At 65.4% G+C, this 23193-nt stretch carries 20 protein-coding genes; 8 read left to right on the top strand and 12 right to left on the bottom strand.

Annotated elements, in window-relative coordinates; translation table 11 throughout:
- Position 1 precedes the first annotated feature (1 nt).
- From JQ616_RS37320 to JQ616_RS37295, 6 genes are all read right to left on the bottom strand, one after another.
- Entirely contained in the window at positions 2-1636 is a 1635-nt protein-coding gene (locus JQ616_RS37320) for an ATP-dependent acyl-CoA ligase (protein ID WP_249137818.1), read from the bottom strand.
- Positions 1637-1659: 23 nt separating this feature from the next.
- The gene (locus JQ616_RS37315) at positions 1660-2817 is read right to left on the bottom strand and encodes an ABC transporter substrate-binding protein (RefSeq protein ID WP_212023175.1); all 1158 of its coding nucleotides are present in this window, start codon (positions 2815-2817) and stop codon (positions 1660-1662) included.
- Between the two features lie 57 nt (positions 2818-2874).
- On the bottom strand, positions 2875-3657 hold the full coding sequence (locus JQ616_RS37310; protein ID WP_212023174.1) for a cyclase family protein: 783 nt from the start codon (positions 3655-3657) through the stop codon (positions 2875-2877).
- Between the two features lie 34 nt (positions 3658-3691).
- Positions 3692-4933: an SDR family NAD(P)-dependent oxidoreductase gene (locus JQ616_RS37305; protein WP_212023173.1), complete on the bottom strand. Its 1242-nt coding sequence runs from the start codon at positions 4931-4933 to the stop codon at positions 3692-3694.
- Positions 4930-6108 (bottom strand): thiolase family protein, encoded by a 1179-nt coding sequence (locus tag JQ616_RS37300; protein ID WP_212023172.1) that lies wholly within the window; start codon positions 6106-6108, stop codon positions 4930-4932. Before JQ616_RS37300 ends, JQ616_RS37305 begins: the two co-directional genes overlap by 4 nt.
- 136 nt (positions 6109-6244) lie before the next feature.
- On the bottom strand, positions 6245-7027 hold the full coding sequence (locus JQ616_RS37295) for an aspartate/glutamate racemase family protein (RefSeq protein ID WP_212023171.1): 783 nt from the start codon (positions 7025-7027) through the stop codon (positions 6245-6247).
- 625 nt (positions 7028-7652) lie between these two features.
- On the opposite strand from JQ616_RS37295, the gene JQ616_RS37290 reads away from it, so the two are divergent.
- Genes JQ616_RS37290 through JQ616_RS37275 form a run of 4 tightly spaced genes read left to right on the top strand, consistent with a single transcriptional unit; the run spans position 7653 to position 12366 of the window.
- Positions 7653-8804, top strand: a complete 1152-nt coding sequence (locus JQ616_RS37290; protein ID WP_212023170.1) for an ABC transporter substrate-binding protein — start codon at positions 7653-7655, stop codon at positions 8802-8804.
- Between the two features lie 42 nt (positions 8805-8846).
- The gene (locus JQ616_RS37285; protein ID WP_212023169.1) at positions 8847-9890 is read left to right on the top strand and encodes a branched-chain amino acid ABC transporter permease; all 1044 of its coding nucleotides are present in this window, start codon (positions 8847-8849) and stop codon (positions 9888-9890) included.
- Positions 9887-11656 (top strand): branched-chain amino acid ABC transporter ATP-binding protein/permease, encoded by a 1770-nt coding sequence (locus tag JQ616_RS37280; protein WP_212023168.1) that lies wholly within the window; start codon positions 9887-9889, stop codon positions 11654-11656. Before JQ616_RS37285 ends, JQ616_RS37280 begins: the two co-directional genes overlap by 4 nt.
- Positions 11653-12366, top strand: a complete 714-nt coding sequence (locus tag JQ616_RS37275) for an ABC transporter ATP-binding protein (RefSeq protein ID WP_212023167.1) — start codon at positions 11653-11655, stop codon at positions 12364-12366. The genes JQ616_RS37280 and JQ616_RS37275 overlap by 4 nt, the downstream gene beginning before the upstream one ends.
- Positions 12367-12550: 184 nt before the next feature.
- On the opposite strand, the gene JQ616_RS37270 is transcribed toward JQ616_RS37275, so the two are convergent.
- From JQ616_RS37270 to JQ616_RS37255, 4 genes are read right to left on the bottom strand one after another with little or no spacing between them, the layout of a single operon-like run.
- On the bottom strand, positions 12551-13264 hold the full coding sequence (locus tag JQ616_RS37270; RefSeq protein ID WP_212023166.1) for an EthD family reductase: 714 nt from the start codon (positions 13262-13264) through the stop codon (positions 12551-12553).
- Positions 13261-13692: an acyl-CoA thioesterase gene (locus JQ616_RS37265; RefSeq protein WP_212023165.1), complete on the bottom strand. Its 432-nt coding sequence runs from the start codon at positions 13690-13692 to the stop codon at positions 13261-13263. Before JQ616_RS37265 ends, JQ616_RS37270 begins: the two co-directional genes overlap by 4 nt.
- Positions 13692-14600 (bottom strand): fumarylacetoacetate hydrolase family protein, encoded by a 909-nt coding sequence (locus tag JQ616_RS37260; RefSeq protein ID WP_212023164.1) that lies wholly within the window; start codon positions 14598-14600, stop codon positions 13692-13694. The genes JQ616_RS37265 and JQ616_RS37260 overlap by 1 nt, the downstream gene beginning before the upstream one ends.
- 43 nt (positions 14601-14643) lie before the next feature.
- A complete protein-coding gene (locus tag JQ616_RS37255; protein ID WP_212023163.1) occupies positions 14644-15750 on the bottom strand; it encodes a cupin domain-containing protein in 1107 nt (368 codons plus the stop codon).
- Between the two features lie 335 nt (positions 15751-16085).
- On the opposite strand from JQ616_RS37255, the gene JQ616_RS37250 reads away from it, so the two are divergent.
- From JQ616_RS37250 to JQ616_RS37235, 4 genes are read left to right on the top strand one after another with little or no spacing between them, the layout of a single operon-like run.
- The gene (locus JQ616_RS37250) at positions 16086-18245 is read left to right on the top strand and encodes an indolepyruvate ferredoxin oxidoreductase subunit alpha (protein ID WP_212023162.1); all 2160 of its coding nucleotides are present in this window, start codon (positions 16086-16088) and stop codon (positions 18243-18245) included.
- A gap of 24 nt (positions 18246-18269) precedes the next feature.
- Positions 18270-19835, top strand: a complete 1566-nt coding sequence (locus tag JQ616_RS37245) for an indolepyruvate oxidoreductase subunit beta family protein (RefSeq protein ID WP_212023161.1) — start codon at positions 18270-18272, stop codon at positions 19833-19835.
- Positions 19832-20329 (top strand): MarR family winged helix-turn-helix transcriptional regulator, encoded by a 498-nt coding sequence (locus JQ616_RS37240; RefSeq protein ID WP_212023160.1) that lies wholly within the window; start codon positions 19832-19834, stop codon positions 20327-20329. The genes JQ616_RS37245 and JQ616_RS37240 overlap by 4 nt, the downstream gene beginning before the upstream one ends.
- The gene (locus tag JQ616_RS37235; RefSeq protein ID WP_212023159.1) at positions 20329-20811 is read left to right on the top strand and encodes a MarR family winged helix-turn-helix transcriptional regulator; all 483 of its coding nucleotides are present in this window, start codon (positions 20329-20331) and stop codon (positions 20809-20811) included. The genes JQ616_RS37240 and JQ616_RS37235 overlap by 1 nt, the downstream gene beginning before the upstream one ends.
- A gap of 11 nt (positions 20812-20822) precedes the next feature.
- Here JQ616_RS37235 and JQ616_RS37230 read toward each other — a convergent pair whose 3' ends face one another.
- Both JQ616_RS37230 and JQ616_RS37225 read right to left on the bottom strand, forming a co-directional pair.
- Entirely contained in the window at positions 20823-21551 is a 729-nt protein-coding gene (locus JQ616_RS37230) for an SDR family NAD(P)-dependent oxidoreductase (protein WP_212023158.1), read from the bottom strand.
- 20 nt (positions 21552-21571) lie between these two features.
- On the bottom strand, positions 21572-23188 hold the full coding sequence (locus JQ616_RS37225; RefSeq protein WP_212023157.1) for an ATP-dependent acyl-CoA ligase: 1617 nt from the start codon (positions 23186-23188) through the stop codon (positions 21572-21574).
- Between the last annotated feature and the right edge of the window lie 5 nt (positions 23189-23193).

Raw genomic sequence — 23193 nt, 5'->3', positions numbered from 1 at the left:
TCTAGCGCCGCAGGCGAATGCCGGCCGCCTCGCGATCCCATGTATCCGCGGTCACACCGGCGTCACGCAGCGCGACCTTCTTGATCTTGCCGTTCTCCGTCAGCGGCATCTGACTCATGATGCGCACATAGCGCGGGATCGCAAAATAGGCGATCCGCCCTTCGCAATGCCTGACGAGCTCGACGCCCTGCAACGATTGGCCGGGCTCGAGCAGAATTGCGGCGGCGACCTCGTCCTCGCCCAGTTCGGACGGCAATGGGTAAACAGCGCAAACCGCAACGGCCGGATGTGACTGGATGGTCTGCTCGACCTCCCACGAGGATACGTTCTCCCCGCGCCTGCGGATCGAGTCCTTCATTCGATCGATGAAGCGATAATGACCGTCGGGATCGCGGACCACGCGATCGCCGGAGTGAAACCACAGGTTTCGCCAGGCCTCGACCGTCTTCTCCGGCATGCCGAAATAGCCGGTGGCGAACGCAAACGGCGCTCTGGCACGAAGCACGAGCTCGCCGGCCTGTCCATCGGGCAACTCCGAATCGTTGTCGTCGACGATGCGGGCCTCGACGCCATCGGCCAGATAGCCCATCGTCCCCGGCCGGTTCGACGGGATCGATCCTGCGAACACGAAGTTGGTCTCGGTCGATCCATAGCCGTCGACCAGCGGCACGCCGAACCGTCCGAGGAACGGCTGGTGGATGTGCTCCGGCACGCCGCCGCCAAGCGCGACGCGAAGCCGGTGCGCGCGATCGTCGTCCGTTGCGCCCTGCGCCAGCAGCATCGATGCCATCGCGCCCAGCAGATAGCCGACGGTCGCGTGATGCGCGCGCGCGGCCGCCCAAAAGCCCGACGCCGAGAATTTCGGCTCCAGGACGTAGGTGCAGCCGTTCAGTATCGCCTGATAGAACGCGTTCAGCGCGTTGGTATGGAACAGCGGCAGCGTCGTGAACAGCACGTCGCCCTCGCGGATTCCCAGTGCACGCGCCGAATAGATGCCCCACCAGAACAATTGCGCCTGCGGACAGCACACGCCTTTCGCGGGCCCCGTAGTGCCCGAGGTGTAGAGGATGGCAACAGTGTCGCCGGGACGCACCGCAGCCGCGGGGGCGCGATCGCCAAGCGCGGGCAACGGCGTCAACGCCGCCTGCGTCTCAGCGGTAGACCCGGTCGTCCATCTCAGTGACGGCAGCTCGACATCGGTATCCACGGTCGCAATCGCGTCAAGCAACGCAGCTTCGACCACGAGGAGCGCGGGCCGCGCGTTGCGAAAGATATGGGACAGCTGCAATCCCCGCAGCGCGGTGTTGATCGGCACCACGATCGCACCGAGCCACGCGCAGCCGAGATAGACCTGAAGGAATTCCACACGGTTCGAGCACATCAGCGCGACCCGGTCGCCGGGATTGATCCCGGCGTCGACCAGCGTTTGGGCGGACGCGGACGCGATCGCGGCGGCCTGCGCGTAGCTCCAGCGCGCCTCCCCGGCGACCAGCAGGACGCGATCGCCATAACGCTCCGCCTGCCGCGTCAGGATGGTGGACAGGATCCTGTCTGGCGGCGGAAACAGATCGACCGCGCGCGCCCAGGCCGGCATCGCGCCGCCCTGCTCCGTCGTCTTGCCGGCGCCTGCCTGCATGTCGCTCTCCGACATTCGCTCCATCAGGGCAGCAGTTTGTACTTTCCGTCCTCGATCTGGACCAGGATACGCGAGCGACCGTCGACACCGTGCCGATCCGCCGGCGTGTAGGTGTAGACGCCCTGCGTCCCGGCCAGCTCCTTGGTGGCGAACAGCGCCTGACGCAGCGCGGCGCGGAATTCCGGCGAACCCGGCTTGGCGCCGGTTGCCAGCGCGCGCTTGGCCGCATCGACGAGCACCAGCCAGCCATCGAACGAATAGGACGAGAACGAGTCGGTCGGCGGCTCGCCGTTGGCCTTCTCGAACGCCGCGCGGAAATCCAGCGCAACCTTCTGAATCGGATTGCTGGACGGAAGCTGCTCGGCCGCGGTCACCGGTCCAGTCGGGCAGATGATTCCATTGGCGGCCTTGCCGGCGAGCCGCAGGAAATCGGCGCTGATCAGTCCGTGGTTGCCGTAGAGCGGCCCTTTGTAGCCACGTTCGGACAGCGCGATCACCGGCAACGCACCCGGCGTTCCGGTGCCGCCGAGCATGATGGCGTCGGGCCGCGCCGCCAACGCGCGCAGCACCTGGGCAGTCACCGACGAATCCGACCGGGCGTAGCGCTCGTTGGCGATCACCTTGATGTCGGCCGCCTTGGCGCTCTGCGACAGCGAGTCGTACATGAGGTCGCCGAAGGCGTCCGAGAAGCCGATGAACGCCACGGTCTTCAACCCGCGCGCCTTCATGTGATCGACGATGCCCTGAACCAGAAGCGGCGTCGGTTGCGGCGTCTGCACCACCCACGGCCCACCATCGCCCGGCGGCACCGGCGCGATCGGCGACACCGCGATCATGGGAACCCTCATCTCGATCGCGGCGGTTGCCATCGCCAATGTCTGCGGCGCACCCGAGGTGCCGATCAGAATGTCGACCTTCTCCTGCTCGACGAGCTTGCGCGCGTTGCGCGCCGACGCCGTGGGATCGGATGCATCATCGAGCTGGATGACGCGGAGCTTCTCACCGCCGACTTCGCCGACGTAGGCTTCACCGGCCGCGATCCCTTTTGCGTTCGGAATCCCGATCGACGACACCGGTCCGCTGAGGCCGGTGACGAAGCCGACTAGGATGTCCGCATGCCCGGCCTGCGGAACGGCGACCAGCAGCGCGGCCGAGGCCAGCAGGGTCTTGATCGAGATCATGGCACCTGTCTTTCTTGATTTGCGTTTCTTCTGTCGGGCAAGCGCCATCCGCTCGCTTCAGCTCGCCGAGACCAACGCGATCACCCGCAGCGGGCTGCCGGAGCCGTTCTGGATCTTCAAGGGCGAAGCCACGATGACAGCGCCCGTGGCGGGAAGCTGATCGAGGTTGCAGAGACACTGAAGACCATAGCGGCCAGCGCCATGCAGGAAGTGATGGGCCGGATAAGGCGGCTCGAAATGGCCGGCCTGGCCCGCGTCGGTGCCGATCGTCTCGGTGCCGAAGCCGATGATGCCGCGCTCCTCCACCAGCCATTTCATCACGGCCGCATTCGGGCCCGGCGTGTGCGCACCGTCATCCCTGAGGTTGGAGTAGTCGCGCCAGCCCTTCTTCGACCAGTCGGTGCGCAGCAGGACCCAATGCCGCTCGGGGATCCGTCCGTGCTTCGCCTCCCAGGCCTCGACGAGCGGGACCGTGAGCAGGAAGTCCGGATCCTGCGCCGCTCCCGCCGAGCAGTCGATCACGCATGCCGGCGCGATCATGTCCTTGGCAGGCATCGTGTCGACGGAATTATTCGGCAGGTCCTTGCCGGTGAACCAGTGAATCGGCGCGTCGAAATGCGTGCCGGTGTGCTCGCCAAACGTCACATTGTTCCAGTACCAAGCCGGACCGCGGCCGTCATAGCGCGAAATCTCCTGGATCCGCACCGGAGCCGCCTGGCCAAATTCCGGCGGCAGCACGATGACCGGGAAATCCGGACCGAGCGTGAAGGTCAGATCGACGACGCGCACCGCGCCGGACGCGATCGCACCAGCCAGCTCCAGGAGATTCTTGCCTTGCATTGTGACGTCCTCCCGCTTGATAGAAATCCTGATCTTATCTGTCGAGCTCGCGCTCGAGCGCTTTCGGATTGACCGCAAGACGCTGCCTGATTTCCTCGGCGACGTCCCCGACATACATCTCTTCAAGCCCGCCCTTGAGCCCGGACACGATCGCCTGCGCGACCGCGCGCGGCGCGACCTTGGGCGGCGGCACGGTCTGGAACCACTCGGTGTCGACCGGCCCGGTGAACAGGTTCAGCAGCTTGACGCCGCCGGGCCTGAGCTCTGCGCGAAGACAATGTGACAGCGACAGGCAGGCGGCTTGCGACGCCGAGTAGGCGCCGAAAGCAGGCCAGTTCGCCAGCGCATGGACCGACAGGATATTGACCCAGGCGGCGCTGCTGCTGACGCCATCGGCACCGCGCATTCGCATGGCAGGACCGAAGGCCTGCGCGAGGTTGATAAAGCCGAGATAGGCCTGGTCGATCTCGTCGCGCGCGATGCTCGTACCCCTGCGGTCGAGCAGGCCGCCGGGCCGCACATATTCCGTGGTGTTGACGAGGATATCGACCTTGCCGCCGATGTCGGCCGCGAGATCAGCCGTCGACTTTTCATCGGACGCGTCGAGCGTCACGACTTCGATCCCTTGTTGACCGCGCAGCAGCTGCTCGCCGGCAAACGGCCGCCACGGTTCGGCAACGCCGACGAACACCGTCTTCGCGCCCGCAGCCTTCAGCGCCGCGACCGCCTCCTGGCCGATCACGCTGCGGCCGTTGGTCACCAGCACCCGCCGGAACTTCGGATCGGCCGTCATTTCCCGCCACTGCCTGTCGTCTGCCATGTTGGGAGTCTCCCCCTCGGGTCGGGCAAAGGCCACCGCCTGACCGCTCTTGTCGAGCTGAAACGACATCACGACGGGCGCGCCTTCGACACAGTCCGCATGCAGATGCGCCACCATCGTCGGACCGCAATCCATCTTGACGAGACCAATGCGCCAGGGCGCCCGCTCCCGGAAATAGACGTCGCTCGGCACCCGCGCCGTAGTCTCAGCCAGCAGTGCACCGCGGCGCGGCGCATCGACGAACGCAAGACCGGCCGACAGACAGGCCGGGCATGCCTCGCGCGCCGGATAGGCGAAGGCGCCGCAGGCCTCGCAGCGCTGCAGCATGAAGCGTCCTTCGGCAGCGGCCCGCGTGAAGCCGTGCGATGTCCGGCTGCGCGGCCGCGGCGGCGATGCGGGAAGCCGCGTCCGCAGCAGCGGGTTCTTGCGTCGGGGTGGTTGAACCGGATCGATCATCGCGCAGGCCCCGCAAAGATCGCGGCGCCGGAGGCCAGGCCACGGTCATAGTTGATCATACCGAAACCCGCGGCCAAACCGAGTTTTGCATTCTTCACCTGTGTTGGGCCAGCTTCTCCCAGCACCTGCCGCAGTCCTTCGACGAGCCCGAGATAGGCACCGGCGGCGCCGGCTTGCCCTGCAGAGAGCTGGCCGCCCGAGGTATTGTGCGGGAAGTCGCCCTCGATCGTCAGGTCGTGCTGGCGAACGAAGGCCGCGCCCTCGCCCTTAGCGCAGAAGCCGAGATCCTCGAACTGCATCATCGTGATGACCGGATAATCATCATAGGTCTGCACGATGTCGAGATCGTCGGGCTTCACGCCGGCCATTGCATAGAGCTCGCCGATATCCATCGCCCAGCCGCCGCGCAGCTGCATCGAATCGTCGGCGAAGGCATTGTGCCGCTCGATCGTCGACAGCAATCGCGCCGCGGGCAAGCCAAGCGATGTTGCGGTCTCGTCCCGCATCACCAGGAAGGCCTCGGCACCGGCGCAGGGCATGACGCAATCGAACAGATGGATCGGATCGGATATCGGGCGGGCCGCCAGATATTGCTCGATCGTCAGCGGCGTCTTCATCAGCGCATGCGGGTTGCGCAGCGCGTTGGCGCGCTGGGCGACCGCGATCCTGCCGACATCCTCGCGGGTGACGCCGAAGGTCCGCATGTAGTTGCGCGCAATCAGCGCGAAGCTCGCATTGGCGCCGCCCGCGCCATAGGGATAGACCGCGTCCTGGTTGAAGCGCGAGAAATTCTCGAGCGTCAGGCGGAAGGAATCGACATGGTTGGTATCGCCGGCCACGCACGCCACGATGTCGGCATCATGGGCCTGCACCGCGCGCGCCGCCTTCCGCAGCGCCGCAATGGCGCTGGCACCGCCGAGCGGAATGGTGTCGAGCCATCTGACGCACAGCCCGAAATGCTGCGTCAGTCCAATCCCGCTGTCATTCCCCATGGTAAAGCTGGAGACGCACAGGCCGTCGATGTCGGACGCCTTGATACCGGCTTTTGCGACGACCGCACTCAGCGCACGGCCAATCCACCACTGCGCGCTCTCGATCGAATAGCGCGCATAGGGGATCGTGACGGGGGCGGCCATCACGATGCCGTCATAGGGTGTGCGCAGCGAGTTTGTCACCAACCGCCTGCCTTGCTTGCCTGCGTCAGATCACCGTCAACCTCACGTCGATAGTGCCACGGATAGCATTCGAACAGGGGCACCTTCTCGGGTCTCATCACGTCTGGCTCTCCGGAATCGATCGGCTGTTTGGGTGCTAACGCTTGTTGCGCGCGAGCATCGCGCGGAAGTCGTCACGTGCCAACGCACTGGCACGCTTGAAGCTCGGTCCGCGGCTTGGCTCGGTGCCGTTGAGCCGCCTGAGCTGCACCCACATCTCGGCGCTCTTCAACGCCACCGCGGCGCAGTTCACGACCGGCGCGTGCCCGACCTTCAGGCCGTGCTCCCGCCCGATCAACAGGCCCGGCAACACGCCGGCCGGGATCACCACGTCGGCACCGCGCTCGACCAGCTGCAGGGCGCTGCTCATGAAATCCTCGATCATCCGGGCATGGGCCGCCTCATCGCCGGCGAACGCACTTGCGAAATCCTCCGGCTTGCAACCGAGGCCCGTGACGTGGACGACGCGATCGGCGAGGCCGTAGCGTTCGGCCTGCTCGTAGTGCCAGACCTCGAAGACGGTATCGAGCGTGACGAGGCCGAGGCGGCGGCCGAGCTGCGACGCCGCAAGCAACGTCGCCTCGCCGGTTCCGATCACGGGAATGTCGAGCGTCGAGCGCAGCTCGTAGAGCCCCGGATCCTGGAAGTGGCCCATCACGAAAGCATCGAAGCCGCCCTCTTCGGCCGCGATGCCGTTGTCGATCGCCTGAACCGCGCAGCGCAGTTCGGCAAGCCGGCCGAACTCCCGATCCGGCGGCGAAATGCCCTCGACGTGAACCGTCGTGCCGGGCGCGGCGATATTGTTCAGGTACTCCGACAGCCGCGCCATATAGGGCGCGTTCACGCTCGCATCGACGAAACTCTGCCAGAAGATGCGCATCCCCTTCTCCTCGAACGGTGACAGGAGCATCGGCCGTCGGCCCGCCGATGGATATATTTCAACCATAAACTAATTGACGCGTCAAATGCGGGCGGCGGAGCCAGCCGGGGTCACCCCTCTCGCGCGACGAGGAGGTCGATTTCGTGGCGCAAAGAAGTGAGGGAAATGGCGCGACCCGACGAAATTGTATGCAACAACATTTTTTTCTGACAGCCCGGTGACACGTGTTGACGGCGCCACGGAGAATACTTTAGGCTTTAAGTAATCAGTCGCCGGCCGCAGTCGGCGGCCATGACGATGATGTTGCAGGGCACCGATTTTGAGAAACTCAATCGCGTGGACGATCGTCGGGCCTAGATGGCCGCCAGCAGCATCGCCGGCCGCGCATCGCGGCTGCAGCATTGGTCCGCGTTCGCCTCGACATATTCTCGCCGGTTGCCAAGGACCGGCCCGCCATTCGAGCGGCATGCTTTGCCATGGCCGCTGACGCCCGGCCGAGCGAACTTGTTTCCGCCGCGCCCGGCGTCTGGCGCTGCAACAATGCCTTCAGTCGGTTCGTTCGCAGTTCGGGCGCCCCGCCCGGCTGCCAGACATTCATACCCAGCATCATTGGAGGACAACGCAAATGCGGCAGAGGACTCTGGGCTTACTCGCACTCGTCGCCGGCATCTTCGCGGCACCGGCTGCGCAGGCCGACATCACGATCGGCTTCGTCACCTCGCTGAGCGGCAACGGCGCGTCGATCGGCATCCCCTATGGGCGCGGCATCAATGCCGCCTATGAATACAAGAAGACCATCAACGGCGAGACCATCCGCCTGATCCAGCTCGACGACGGCTCCGACCCGTCGGCTGCGACGCGCAACGCGCGCAAGCTCGTCGAAGAAGAGAAGGTCGATTTGCTGATCGGCACCGCAACGGCGCCCTCGAGCATCGCGATGGCTGCCGTCGCCAGCGAATTGAAGGTGCCGATGATCGCGATCTCGCCGATCGGCAAGCTCCCGGACTCGCCGGAGCAATGGGTCGTCTCGGTGCCGCAGCCGGCTTCGCTGCTGGTCAAGATCGTCGCCGACCGGATGAAGCGCGACGGCATGAAGAACATCGGCTATGTCGGCTTCTCCGATGCGTGGGGCGACCTCGTCTACAACGGGGCCAAAGCCGCCGAGGCCGCCGACGACATCAAAGTCCAGACCAACGAGCGCTATGCCCGCACCGACACCTCGGTGACCGCGCAGATCCTCAAGGTCATGGCTGCCCGTCCCGATGCGGTGCTGATCGGCGGCTCCGGCACGCAGGGCGCGCTGCCGCTGATCACGCTCGCCGAGCGCGGCTTCAAGGGCAACACCTACGGCACCGTGGCGCTGATCAATCCGGACTTCGTCACGGTCGGCGGCAAGGCCGCCGAAGGCATTCAGGTCTCGGCCGGCCCGGTGATCGTGGCCGAACAGCTGCCGGACGACCACTTTGCCAAGAAGATCGCGCTCGACTTCCGCGCGGTCTACCAGAAGACCCACAACATGCCGACCACCGACGGGTTCTCCGCCTACTCGTTCGATGCCTGGCTGATCTTTGCCAACGCTGCCGAGCGAGCACTGAAGACCGCAAAGCCCGGCACGCCGGAATTCCGCACCGCGCTGCGCGACGCCATCCTCAGCACCAAGGAGCTCGCCGGCGTGCATGCCGTCTACAACTTCAAGCCCGGCGCGGTGACCGGCGTCGACGAGCGCTCCTTGGTCGTGGTCCGCCTGACCGGCGGTGCCTGGAAATACGCGCCATAGACAGAAGACGGCAGGCGATCAGGACGGGGGAACGGCGTCTCAATGACGAGCGATATCGCAGCCATCCTTGCGATCGACGGGATCGCCACCGGTGCGGTCTACGCGCTGGTGGCGATCGGAACCGTGCTCATCTTCACGGTGACGCGGGTCATCTTCATTCCGTTCGGCGACATCGCCGCCTTCACCGCGCTCACCCTTGCGGCGCTCGATGCCAAGCGCTTTCCGGGAACGGGCGCGCTGGTCGTGGCGCTGGCCTGCCTTGCGACCCTGATCGAGATCATCTCGCTCATTCGCAACGGCGAGGTGCGCCTGCTGCCGCGCGCGCTGCTGTTCTATCTTGCCATTCCCCTGGCGGTGGTCGGCATCGCCTGGCTTGCCATGCGGATGGATCCGCCGCTCGCGGTCCGGCTCGTGCTGGCGCTGATGCTGATCACGCCGATCGCCCCGCTGCTTGACCGGATCGTGTTCCGCCCGATCGCCGACGGCACGGTGCTGCTGCTGCTGACGGTCTCCGTGGCGCTGCATTTCGCGCTGGTCGGTCTCGGCCTGCTGTTCTTCGGCCCCGAAGGCGTCCGCACAGAGCCGCTGACGTCATTCTCGACCGAATTCGCCGGCGTCCTGATCTCGGGCCAGACCATGCTGATCGTGATTGCCGCGCTGGTCTTCAGCGGCCTGCTCTATCTGTTCTTCGATTTCACGCTGGTCGGAAAATCGCTCCGCGCCACGGCGGTGAACCGCACCGGCTCGCGGTTGATGGGAATCCGGCCGGCGCGGGCCGGCACCATCGCCTACCTGCTGGGTTCCCTGATGGCCGGCGTGTCCGGCATCCTGATCGCGCCGGTGAATACCGTGTTCTACGATTCCGGCTTCCTGATCGGGCTCAAGGCGTTCGTCGGCGCGATCGTCGGCGGCATGACCAGCTATCCCGGCGCGGCGATCGGCGCGGTCGGAGTCGGTATTCTCGAAAGCTTCGCATCGTTCCAGAGCAGTGCGCTGAAAGACGTCATCGTGTTTTCGCTGCTGATCCCGATTCTGATCTGGCGATCCCTCGCCTCGCTGCATTCCGAGGAGGAGATCGAGGAATGACGCGCTTTCATGTTCGGCTCGCGGCGGCAGCGGCAGTGGTGTGCCTCGCACTCGCGCCCGCCGTGCTGAGCCCGTTCAGCGTCACGCTGATGAACTATATCGGCATCTATTCACTGGTCGCCATCGGCCTTGCGCTGCTCACCGGCGTCGGCGGCATCGTGTCGTTCGGACAGGCCGCGTTCGTCGGCGTCGCGGCCTATGCGACGGCGTGGGTCTCCGCGCTGAACGGGCAATCGCCCTGGCTCGGCCTGCTGTTCGGGGTGGTGCTGACCTGCGGCGTCGCGGCGATCCTCGGCGTCGTCACCCTGCGCCTTCAGGGCCATTTCCTCTCGCTCTCAACCGTGGCGTGGGGCCTTGCGATCGGCTTCCTGTTCGGCAATGTCGAGGGGCTCGGCCGCTTCAACGGCATCTCATCGATCCCGCCGATCCATCTTGGTTCGCTCGCGCTCGTCTCCAGCGCCCAGATCTACTATCTGATCTGGGGCATCGTCGCTTTGGTGCTCCTGCTCGGCTACAATCTCCTGGACTCGCGGCTCGGCCGCGCCATGCGGGCGCTGCGCGGCGGCAATACGCTGGTCGAGAGCCTCGGCATCAACGCCTTCCGGATCAAGCTCGTGACATTCGTGATCGCGGCGTTCCTGGCCTCGCTGTCCGGCTGGCTTTACGCGCATATGAGCCGCTTCATCAGCCCGGGTCCGTTCGATGCCAGCATGGGCATCGAATATCTGATGATGACGATGGTCGGCGGCGCCGGCAGCCTGCTCGGCGGTGTCGTCGGCGCCGCCATCGTGACCTTGCTCAAGAACAGCGTGCAGGACTATCTGCCGCTGATCGCCAAGGGCGCCTCCGGGCAGCTCGAGATCGTCGCCTTCTCCGCGCTGTTCATCCTGTTCCTGCAATGGGCGCGGCAGGGCATCGTGCCCTCCATCGCGCGCTATCTGCCGAAGATCAGGCGCGAGCGGCCGCAGCCGGCGCCGCCGCTGCCGCGCCGTCCGCAGCCGACACCGGGCGAGCTGCTTCTGAAGGTCGATGGCGCCGAGCGCCGGTTCGGCGGCCTCGTCGCGGTCAACAATGTCAGCTTCGAGGTGAGGTCGGGCGAGATCCTCGCCGTGATCGGTCCGAACGGCGCCGGCAAGAGCACGATGTTCAACTGCCTGACCGGCGCGCTGCGGGTCAACAAGGGCGAGATCGTCTTCGCCGGACGCTCGATCGCGCGCGATCCGCAATCCCGCATCGCCAAGGCGGGCGTCGCCAGGACCTTCCAGCATGTCAAGCTGCGGCCGCGCATGAGCCTGCTGGAGAACGTCATGCTCGGCACCTACGGTCGCACCAGCAGCGGCCTGCTCGCCGGTGCCTTTCGCCTCAATCAGCGCGAGGAAGCCAGCGCCCGGCACGAGGCGCTGATGCAGCTCGAGCGCGTCGGACTCGGCGACAAGCCGTTCGAGCTCGCCGGCAATCTTCCGCTCGGCAACCAGCGCATCCTGGAGATCGCGCGCGCACTCGCCGCGGATCCCGCGCTGCTGGTGCTGGACGAGCCGGCAGCGGGCCTGCGCCGTCAGGAAAAGCTGCGACTGGCGGAGCTGCTCCGCGCGCTGCGGGCGGATCACCTGACCATCCTGATCGTCGAGCACGACATGGAGTTCGTGATGTCGCTGGTCGATCGCATCGTGGTGCTCGACTTCGGCTCCAAGCTTTGCGAGGGCGTCCCGAGCGCGATCCGCAGCGATGAGCGGGTGCAAGAGGCCTATCTCGGAGGCGTCGCGTGAGCCAGATGCTCTCCATGACCGACGTGACCGTCTGCTACGACAATGTCGAAGCGGTCCGCAACGTCTCGCTCGCGGTCGACGAGGGACAGATCGTCACCGTGATCGGTCCAAACGGCGCCGGCAAGACCACCTTGCTGATGGCCGCCATCGGGCTGCTCGCATCGCGCGGCAGCATGGTGTTCCGCGGCAGCGACATCCGGAAAATGTCTGTCGAGGATCGCGTAGAGCGCAGGCTCTGCCTGGTTCCGGAGAAACGCGAGCTGTTCTCCGACATGTCGGTTGCCGATAATCTTCTGCTCGGCTCCTACAGCCTGCGTGATCGCTCCGGCGTCCAGAAGACGCTGGACGAGGTCTATGATCGCTTTCCCCGGCTGCGGGAGCGACAACGCCAGGCCGCCGGCACGCTCTCCGGCGGCGAACGCCAGATGCTCGCGCTCGGGCGCGCGCTGATGGCCAAGCCCGCGCTGCTGATGCTCGACGAGCCCAGCCTCGGCCTAGCGCCGCTGATCGTGCGCGAGATCTTCCGCACCATCGCGTCGTTGCGCGACCTCGGCGTGTCGATCCTGCTGGTCGAGCAGAACGCCCGTGCCGCGCTCGAGACCGCAGACTATGGCTACGTGCTGGAGACCGGCGAGATCGTGCAGTCCGGCCCGGCCAAGGATCTGATCCACGATCCCCGGCTGATCACGGCCTATCTCGGCGGACACTGAAGCCGGTTTGGGTCGGTCCGGCGAGCTGCCCAACAAAAAACATCGAAAACAACCCCATGCACAGTAGCCCGCCACCGCAATATCAGCGACTTGGCGAGCCGGCACAATGCCTGCTGATTCTCAGAACTAGCTTGCGCCGTCGGGCAACTCAGCGGCACAATGCCATCATCGCGGCGTTCCGCCCTCACCCACCTCCTCTGGCCGGGACGATCCTGGTCAACATCGGAAAATGCTTGTTGCCGCCGGCGAACGGCGGAAACTGGACGAAGTCGGCGCGCATCTGCTTGATGACGTCGGAGCTCAGTGCGCGCGCAAGGGCTTGCGGGCTGTCGAACATCAGCCTGTTGCGCTGCATGTACTCGACCCGCTGCGACGGCAGCCGGTCAACCCAATCGATCCGCGTATAGATCTCGATCTGGCGGACGCCGGGGAAGGTCCTCATGATCGACGGATGATGCGCCAGGTAATGCAAGTTCCAGGCGTTCATGTCCTCGGCCGGCCCGGGGTAATGCACGAGGTAGCTGCACGGCGTAACCGTGCCGCCCGCATGCGTGGCGTCGTCGACCGGAAACACACGCGTCACCATCGCCTGATGCGTCACGTCCAATCTGGCAAGGCTCGGCAGTCCGCGACCTGCCGCAAGACCTGCGAGCATGTCGCCGCGATCTATCGCGGCCTCGCACGCAAACAGGTTCGGAAAACGCAATTGCAGCGCAAACACCGGCCCGACCCCGTCGGCCTTGTAGGGATGATCGACCGATTGCTCCAGCGGCGTGAACAGCAGGCCTTCGGCCATCCCCGGGATCGATCCCACGATGGCAGAAGCAGCCGCAACATCGTCCGCGTGAATTCGCCGCTCGGCCTTTGGATCGGAGAACGTCATGAACAGCGAGATCATGATGCCGTCGCCTCCTCGTCTGCCTGGAGATGCGACATCAGCGCCGCGCGGACGTCATCGGGCCACGGGATCGCGTGATGATCGACCAACGACGTTGCGGCAAGGATCTGGCGCGCACGCCAACGCACGCCATCTGCGCCTGATACGATATGAGCCAGATGGAGCGACGAACCGCCCACCTTGGTGATCCCGAGCGCAAAGCTGAGGAGATCGCCGAACTTCGACGGCCGTGAGAAGTCGCAGGTCAGATGCACGGTTGGGGTCCCGATCTTGCGGACCGTGATCAGCTCCGGCCAGGAGAACCCGATCGTCGACCAGAACTCCTCGACCACGCCATTGAGGATGTTGAGGTAGGACGGGAAATAGGCGATCCCCGACGGATCGCAGTCGCCGAACCTCAGCTCGCGATCGAACGAGAACGAGGTCATCAGATCGCAACGACCGGGTGCCGGATGACGCCGACGCCATCGACCCCGGCCTCGACCACGTCGCCGGGCCACAGCCATTCCTGCGGGCTCATGCCTGCGCCGACGCCTTCCGGCGTCCCGGTCGCGATGATGTCGCCCGGCTCGAGCGTCATGCCGGACGAAATGTCGGCGATCAGGGTTGGGATATCGAAGATCATGTATCTGGTGTTGGAGTCCTGCTTCATGACGCCGTTCTTGGTCAGCCAGAGCCGGAGATCATGCGGATCGGCAATCTCGTCCGCGGTCACGATGCAGGGGCCGAACGGGGCGTAGGTGTCCATGCCCTTGGAAAAGATCCACTGCCCGGCGCGGCGATTGTCGCGCGCGGAAATGTCGATCATCACGGAATAGCCGAACACGTGATCCATCGCCTTCTCGACCGGGATGCGGGTCGCGGTCTTGCCGATGATGACGGCGAGCTCGACCTCCCAGTCGAGCTGCTGGGTCATGCCGGCATTGTGCTGGATCGCCGCGCCCGGCCCGACCACGGCAGTCGGCGGCTTCGAGAACACCACCGGCTGCTTCGGCAGATCCTTGTCGGTGTCTAGGCTCTTGGCTGATTCCGCGACATGCGCGCGATAGTTCAGCCCGATTCCGAAGATGTTTTTCCGCGGCCGCGGGATCGGTGCTTGCAGCCTGACATCCTCGATCGGAACGGCGGCGCCGGCCGGCAGGCGCCCGTTGGCGCTATCGATGCAATCCTTCAACGCCGGGAGCAGCGTGACCGCGTTATCGATGAGCGATAGCATATCGGCAGGCCAGACCAGGCCGCGTGACGCACCAAGCCGCTCGACATCGATAACCAATCCATCGACGACAAGCCCGAGACGGGCGCCGCTGGAGCCCAGAGTGTAGGTGACAAGACGCATGAAAGCTTGATCCGGTTATTCGGGTTGATTCTACAAGGAGATGTCAAGCCGCGACCGGCTGATGGCCGGCATTGTCGCCATAGGCCTCTTCCCGGTAGAGGCCGAGCCCCTCGATGACGGGCAGATCATTGAAGCAGAACAGGCAGGCATCCTCGCTGTCCGAGGCGTTGCCGTGCTCATGCCAGGCCCAGGAGGGAACGCAAAAGATGTCTCGCTCCTGCCATTCGAACCGCTTGCCGCCGATCACGGAATAGCCCTGGCCCTTGGCGACCTGATAGACGAAGCTTCCGGTGTGGCGGTGCGACCTGGTCTTCTCGCCCGGCCGCAGCATCTGCATGCTGGCGCCGATGGTCTGCATCACATGTCCGCCGGTGATCGGGTTGACGTAGTTCATGAGGATGCCGTCATAGGGCGATCCGTCGGTCGCGGCGGCGTATTTCCCGAGCGACTCGTAGGTCGGCTCCCACTCATATTTGAACATCGGCGAATAGCCGTTCGACCATCGCGAGCCCGCCGGCCGAAGACCGGGATTGCCCCAGGTCTTGGTCATGTCGTCGACGGGATAGCCGGACTCCTCCTGCTGGATCTTCGGATGCACGACGAAGAAATTGGCCTCCAGCGCATTGACCAGCGGAATGTCGAGCCCGTCCTGCCAGATGCAGACCGAACCGTTGGCCTCGACGCCATGTTCGTGCCAGGTGCCGTTCGGCGTCAGCACGAAGTCCCGCGCGCCGAGCGTCATCTTGTGACCATCGACGATGGTGTAAGCGCCCGCCCCTTCCATGATGAAGCGCAGCGCCGAGGCCGAATGCGCATGGGCCGACGCCACCTCGCCGGGATGCATGACCTGCAAACCTGAATAGAGCCAGCCGACCGCGGCCGACACGTCGCGGCGACCGGGATTGTTGAGATAGATCACCCGCCGGCCCGCCTTCTCCGGCGAGACCAGCTCGACCGAGCGCAGCACGTGCTCGCGCAAATCGCTGTAGCGCCAGAGAACCGGAATGGACGCCGACTGCGGCTGCCACGGCTCGATCTTGTTGGCGACCGTCCACAGCGCGCCGGCTTCGAACTTCTCGAGATCCTTGTAGTAGGCCTTGAGCTCCGGAGTATCCTCGACATTGGCCCGGCCGATGACGTTCTCGCCCATGCTGTCCTCCACGTCTTACTTCGTAACGTCCTGTCTCGTGACGTCCTGGCTCATGCAGTCCTGACGCCACATCCACCGATGTCGTCCTGGCGAAGCCAGGACCCATAACCACTGCATTCGCTGTGAAACGGGATCGTGGCCCCGGATCACTCGACGATGACCATTCGGGGTGATGGGTCCCGGCTCGCCAGGACGACGGCGAGGGTTCGCGCGGGCGGCTCGAAAGCACGGCAGCTTCAGCATTGGCCCTACCCTGTCGCCGGCTCATACTCGTGGCGCAGCGTTGACTTATTTTACATGTAAACGTATGCTATAGCATATTTCTGGAGGGTGCAATGGCTGAACGGTCTTTTGCTCGCGAGGTCGAGGATCTCCGGCTCGGCGACGGCGACACCTTTCGCGGCGAAGGCATCCTCGCCATCACCAAGGCGCTGCTGCAATCCGGCGTCGCCTATGTCGGCGGTTATCAGGGCTCGCCGATCTCGCATCTGATGGACGTGCTGGCCGACGCCAAGGACGTGCTCGACGATCTCGGCGTCGTGTTTCAGAGCTCCGCCAATGAAGCAGCCGCGGCCGCGATGCTGTCGGCCTCCGTGATGTATCCGCTGCGCGGCGCGGTCGCGTGGAAGTCGACGGTCGGCACCAACGTCGCCTCCGATGCGCTGGCCAATCTCGCCTCCGGCGGCGTCACCGGCGGCACCATGATCATCGTCGGTGAGGATTACGGCGAAGGCTCCTCAATCATGCAGGAGCGCACCCATGCCTTTGCGATGAAATCGCAGATCTGGCTGCTCGATCCGCGTCCCGACCATGAATGCATCGTCAATCTGATCGAGAAGGGTTTTGAACTCTCGGAGGTCTCGAACACCCCTGTGATGCTGGAGGTGCGCGTCCGCGCCTGCCACATGCACGGCAGCTTTGCCTGCAAGGACAATGTCAAGCCGACCCACACCATCAAGGACGCCTTGAACAATCCGAAGCGCGACGTCGGCCGCATCGTGCTGCCGCCGGCGGCCTACGAGCATGAGCAGGAGAAGATCAAGACGCGGATGCCCGCGGCCATCAACTTCGTCCGGGACAACAAGCTGAACGAATGGATGGGGCCGAAGCAGGGCAAGGTCGGCATCATCATGCAAGGCGGGATGTACAACAACGTCATCCGCGCGCTGCAATATCTCGGGCTTTCGGATGCCTATGGCAACACCCAGATCCCGCTCTACATCATGAACGTCACCTACCCGGTGATCGACACCGAGGTCGCGGAGTTCTGCCTCGACAAGGACGCGGTTCTGATCGTCGAAGAAGGCCAGCCGGAGTATCTGGAGCAGGCGATCAACACGGTGCTGCGCCGCCGGGATATCCAGGCGCGCGTCCACGGCAAGGACGTGCTGCCGATGGGCGGCGACTATACCGCGCAGGTGCTGCTCGGCGGCGTGCGCGAATTCCTCGAGAAGACCGATCCGCGGCTGCTTGGCAACCGGCCGCCCGCGCCGGACGCGAGCGCCGTGCTCAGCCATCCCGAAGTCGAGAAGCTGAAGCAGGTGGTGCCGGCGCGTCCGCCCGGCCTTTGCACCGGCTGCCCGGAGCGGCCGATCTTTGCTGCCATGAAGCTGGTCGAGAGCGAGCTCGGCGAGCACCACGTCTCCGCCGACATCGGCTGTCATTTGTTCTCGATCCTGCCGCCGTTCAATATCGGCGCCACGACCATGGGCTTTGGCCTCGGCCCGGCCTCGACCTCGGCCTTCAACGTCAAGGCCGACAAGCGCTCGATCGCCGTGATGGGCGACGGCGGCTTCTGGCACAACGGGCTGACCAGCGGCATCGGCAACGCCGTCTTCAACAAGCATGACGGCGTGTTCGTCATCGTCGACAATTACTACACCTCGGCGACCGGCGGTCAGGATATCCTGTCGTCGCGCGCGGTGAGCAAGCGGCGCAACACCAACAACTCGATCGTGCAGGCCGTGAAGGGCATCGGCGGGCAATGGGTCCGGCAGATCGACCGCACCTATGATGTCGGCCGGATGCGCGACACGCTGAAGGAGGCGCTGACCACCACGGAGCAAGGCCCGAAGGTCATCGTGGCCTCCTCCGAATGCATGCTGAACAAGCAGCGCCGCGTGAAGCCGTTAGTCGGCAAGGCGATCAAGGATGGCGTCCGCACCGTCAAGGAACGGTTCGGCGTCGACGAGGATGTCTGCACCGGCGACCACGCCTGTATCCGTCTCTCCGGCTGCCCGTCGCTCTCGGTCAAGCAGCTCGATGATCCCCTGCGCGACGATCCTGTTGCGGCGATCGACAATTCCTGCGTCGGCTGCGGCAATTGCGGCGAGGTCGCGGAAGCGGCCGTGCTGTGCCCCTCATTCTATCGCGCCGATGTCATCCACAATCCGACCGGCTGGGACAAGTTCAAATCGAAGGTCGCGATGGCCGTGATCGGCTGGCTGCAACGGCGGCGCGATCGCCGGCGCCCGGCGCTCGAAGCTTTGGCATGAGACTCTGGGCATGAGAGTTTCGGCATGAGAGACGAAACGGTCAAGCTGGCGCTGCCCGCCGCAGGTGATGCAACCGAGCGGCCGATCTCGATCGCGATCGTCGCGATGGGCGGCCAGGGCGGCGGCGTCCTCACCGACTGGATCGTCCAGCTCGCCGAGAACCATGGCTGGGTCGCGCAGTCGACCTCGGTGCCCGGCGTTGCCCAGCGCACCGGCGCCACGATCTACTATATCGAGGCGATGCCGCCGCTCGATGGCCGCAAGCCGATCCTGTCGCTGATGCCGACTCCCGGCGACGTCGACGTGGTGATGGCGGCGGAATTCATGGAAGCCGGCCGCTCGATCCTGCGCGGCCTGGTGACGCCGGACCGCACCACGCTGATCGCATCCAACCACCGGACCTTTGCGATCGGCGAGAAGATCGCACCAGGCAACGGCATCGCCGACCAGGGCGCGGTGACCGGCGCCATCGGAATCGCCGCCAAGACCGAGATCATCTTCGACATGAACGCGCTGGCGATCGCCAACGGCAGCGTGATCTCGGCCGCGATGTTCGGCGCCCTCGCCGGCGCCGGCGTGCTGGGCTTCAGCCACGACAGCTATCTCGACGTCATCCGCGCCGGCGACAAGGGCGCGCAGGCCAGTATCCGCGCGTTCGAAGCTGCGTATGACCGGGTGCAGTCGAAGTCTCCGGAGCCGACCGCACCCGCGCAATCGGAGATGGCCAAGGCGCCGCCCTCCCCGGCGGCTCTCGATCCCCGTCTCGCCGGCCTCGCAGCCCGGCTGACGCGCGAGTTGCCCGCGGCCGCGCAGGCCATCGGGCGCGCCGGGCTGAAGAAGGTGGTCGATTTCCAGGACGTCGCCTATGGCGGCGAATATCTCGACATCCTCGGCCAACTCCACGCCGCCGATCGCAGCTCCGGTGGCGCCGAGCGCAACTTTGCCTTCACCCAGGCCGCGACAAAATATCTCGCCAACGCCATGACCTATGACGACGTCATCCGCGTTGCCGACCTCAAGACCCGATCGGCCCGCCGTGCGCGGATCGAGGGCGAGCTCGAACTGTCCGAGGGCCAAGTGCTGCAGACCACCGAGTTCATGCATCCCCGCATGGAAGAGGTCATGGGCACGCTGCCGTCGGGATTTGCCCGCTGGCTTGGCGCCAAGCCGGGCCTGCTCGGCTGGCTCGATCGTCGCGTCAACAAGGGACGACGGGTCAAGACCTACTCGCTGCCCTGGTTCGTCGCGCTCTATGCCGTCGGCGGACTGCGCGGCATCCGCCGCCGCTCGCTGCGCCATGCCGTCGAGACCGCGCACCGGGACGAATGGCTCAAGGCCGCGACGGAGGCCGTCCGAACGAACTATCAGTTGGGCGTCGAGATCCTGCAATGCCGGCGCCTGGTCAAAGGCTATTCCGACACGCACAGCCGCGGCCTGTCGAAATTCGACAAGACGCTGGCCGCGATCAAGCTGGTCGCGCCGCGCGACGACGCCGCCGACTGGGCGCGCCGGCTGCGGGAAGCCGCGCTGAAGGACAGCGCCGGCAAGGAGCTCGACGGCGTGATCCAGACCATCAAGAGCTTCGCATGACGTCGTCGGCCCTCAAGGAGAGCATCGCTCCCGTCTTCGGACAGATCGAGACCCGGCTTTGGCTGCAACTGCTGTCACTGCATAGCGAACTCTTTGCGTCGCTGAATTCTATGCTGGGCTCGGAGTTCGGTCTGTCGCTGGCCAAGTTCGATGTGCTGGCGCAGCTCGATCGTTACCGGGACGGATTGGCGCTCGGGCAGTTGTCGCAGAACCTGAAAGTGTCCGGCGGCAACGTCTCGGGACTGGTGCAGCGCCTGCTGGCCGATGATCTCATCAGCAAGGAGATGTCGAGCGAGGACCGCCGCTCGTTCATCGTCCGCCTGACGCCGAAGGGCGAGGCCCTGTTCAGGGCCGCCGCCGACGTGCATAAGAAGCACCTCAGCGAACGGCTCGAAGGCATCCCCGCCCGGGAGCTGGAGACGGCGCTGTCGATGTTGCGGTCGCTCTCCGCGAAACTTGGCAGCGAAAGCAAGAAGCAGGGTCGCAGGAAGTAATGGCCAAAGACTCCCGAAGCAGATGGAAATCCGGTCCACCGCGGACGCGGGACCAGCTGCAAAGCTACATTCCCTACCTGTTCAACCGGCTCGCCAATCGCTGGAACCTGGATCAGAACCGCGATCTCAGCGAGCACAACATCAACAACGTCGTGTTCCGCACGTTGTCGGTGCTGTTCATCTACAAGACCCTGACCGTCAACGAGATCGCCGTGCTGGCGGTCACCGAGCAGTCGACCGCGAGCCGCATGGTGGAGTCGATGGTGACAGCCGGCCTCGTCAAGCGGGAGATCGCGGAGGAGGACCAGCGTCGCCGCGTGGTCGGATTGACGCCGGACGGCGAAGCGCTGCTGCGCAAGATCTGGCCGATCATGGAGAACAATTACGACCGGCTGACCGTCGGCATCGACCCCGACGAGATCGAGGTGTGTGCCCGCGTGCTGGCCAAGATGGTCGAGAACATCCGCCAGAACCAGATCTGATTGGTTCGCGATCAGGGACCGAGGCCGACCAGGCTGGTGCCGCCGCAGACATAGAGCACCTGGCCGGTGACGAAGTCCGAGCGCTCGTCGAGGAAGAAACCGATCGCGTGCGCGACGTCTTCGCGGGCGCCGAGCCGTCCGACCGGGACGTTGCCTGCCATCTTCGCCTGCTGCTCGGAGCCCTTGGGGACGATGCCCCAGAAATTGTCGGTCAGGATCGGGCCCGGCGCGACCACGTTCACCGTGATCCCGCTTGAGGCCAGCTCCAGCGCCCATGTCCGCGCCATGCCATGCACGCCGGCTTTGGTCGCCGAATAGGCCGAGCGCGTGGCCGCGCCCATCGCGGCGCGCGAGCTCACGAACACGATCCGCCCGAACCGCCGCGACCGCATCCCCTCCATCGCCGCCTGGGTCAGCAGCATCGGCGCGCCCAGATGCAGCTGCGCCAGCGTCAGGATGTCCTCCGGCTTCGCATCGGGCAGCAGGTTCGGCAGGATGATGCCGGCATTGTGCACCAGGCAATCGATCGCGTGATCGCGGCAGATCTCCTCGGCGATGGCGCGCGTCTCCGCGATGCTGGTCAGATCAGCGCGGTAGGCGGTGAGCAGATCATGCGTCCACACGGGCTTCTCCAGCCCGACTGAGACGACCCGCTGCCCTTCGTCGACGAGCTGCTTCGCCAGCGCCTCGCCGATCCCCGAATTGCCGCCGGTGATGAGGGTGGTGCGGGTCTGGCTCATGATCGGCTCCCTGCCAATTGTCACTCCTGCCGCCGCTTGAGGTCGCGACAATCGAAGAACGCGCCATCGCGCATCAGCGTCGCGACGAAGTCCTTCAAGCCGCCGCGCTGGATCTTCTCGGTCGCGGTCAGCGGCAGCTTCTCGACGAAACAGACCCAGCCCGGTGCCTTGTAATAGGCCATCTGCTCCAGACTCCAGCGCACGATTTCCTCGGCAAGCGCGCGGTCTGCCCCCGGCTGCTCCGCGATGATCACCGCCGCGACCTCATCGCCGCGCACCTGGTCGGGTGTCGCGGCAACCGCGGCCTGCCGGACCGCGGGATGGCGGTTGAGGACGGATTCGACCTCGACCGCGGCGATGTTTTCGCCGGAGCGACGGATCACGTTCTTCTTGCGATCGACGAAATGCAGATCGCCGTCGCCATCGCGCGACACGATATCTCCGGTGTGCAGCCAGCCGTCCGTCCAGGCCTCGGCCGTGGCTTCCGGGTTCTTCAGGTACTCGCTGAAGAAGCCGTAGCGGGGATCAGCCCCCGCCCGCCGCACCAGCAGTTCGCCCGGCACGCCCGCCGATGCATCGTTGCCGCCGTCGTCGACGATCCGAACCTCGACCTCGGGCGCCGGACGGCCGAAGCAGCTGGTGCCGACCTTGCGCGGCTCGACATTGGCGGCGATCACGCCGCCGCTTCCGGTCTCGGTCATCGCCCAGGCCTCGAGCAGCGGAAAGCCGAAGCGCGCCTCGAACGGCGCGTGCAGAAGCTTGTCGACGCCGGCGCCGAAGCCGAACTTCACGCTGTGCGCGCGATCATCATCCGATAGCGGCGCGCTCATCAGCATCGAGGGCATGACGCCAAGATAATGCAGGCAGGTCGCCCGGCTGTCGCGCACCGATTGCCACCAGCTGCGCGGATGGAAGCGATCGAGCATCGTCAGGCTGCCGCCGACCGACAGCATCGCCATCAGCGATACCGCCATCGCGTTCATGTGAAACAGCGGCAGCGGCGTGATCATGCGCTCGCCGTCGCCTGTGAGATCGATCAGCCCGCCGACGTCGCGATACCAGTTTCCGGAGTGCAGGAAATAAATGTTGGTGAGCACGCAGCCCTTGGGCTGGCCTGTCGTCCCCGAGGTGTAGAGCAGCGCGCATTCGCTCGCACCGTCGCCCACGTTCGCCGGCCGCGCGCCGCCGAACGGGGCTGGAACGTCGTCGCCCTCGGTCACCACCGGAATCGGCTGGCCTGCCTGGCGCGCCGCGGTCTCGACCTCGTCGCGGCGCTTGGCGAGCACGAAGGCGGCATTCATCTCGGAATGCGCGATGATGTATTCGAGCTCGCTGACCCGCAGATCGGGATTGATCGGCACCACGGACACGCCGAGCGCGTTCAGCGCGAACCACAATTCGACGAACAGTGGCCTGTTCTCGAGCAGCAGCCCGACCCGATGGCCCTCGCCATAGCCGCGGCCGGCAAACGCCGCGCGCCAGCGCTCGACCCGCTCAAGCATGGCACGATACGAAATCTCGCCGGCCGCGATGCCGTAGATGGCGGCCGTCTCCGGCAGAACGTTGAGGAAACCGGCATCGCCCCGGCGCTGGGCGATCTCGCGGAAGCGGGCATGGACAGTGGTCGCTGTGGTCAAGGCGC

This window comes from Bradyrhizobium tropiciagri, assembly GCF_018130545.1.
In the GTDB taxonomy this organism is placed as follows: Bacteria; Pseudomonadota; Alphaproteobacteria; order Rhizobiales; family Xanthobacteraceae; genus Bradyrhizobium; species Bradyrhizobium tropiciagri_A.
The sequence above is the reverse complement of the archived record's forward strand: the minus strand, read 5'-3'. Positions and strand labels throughout refer to the sequence as shown.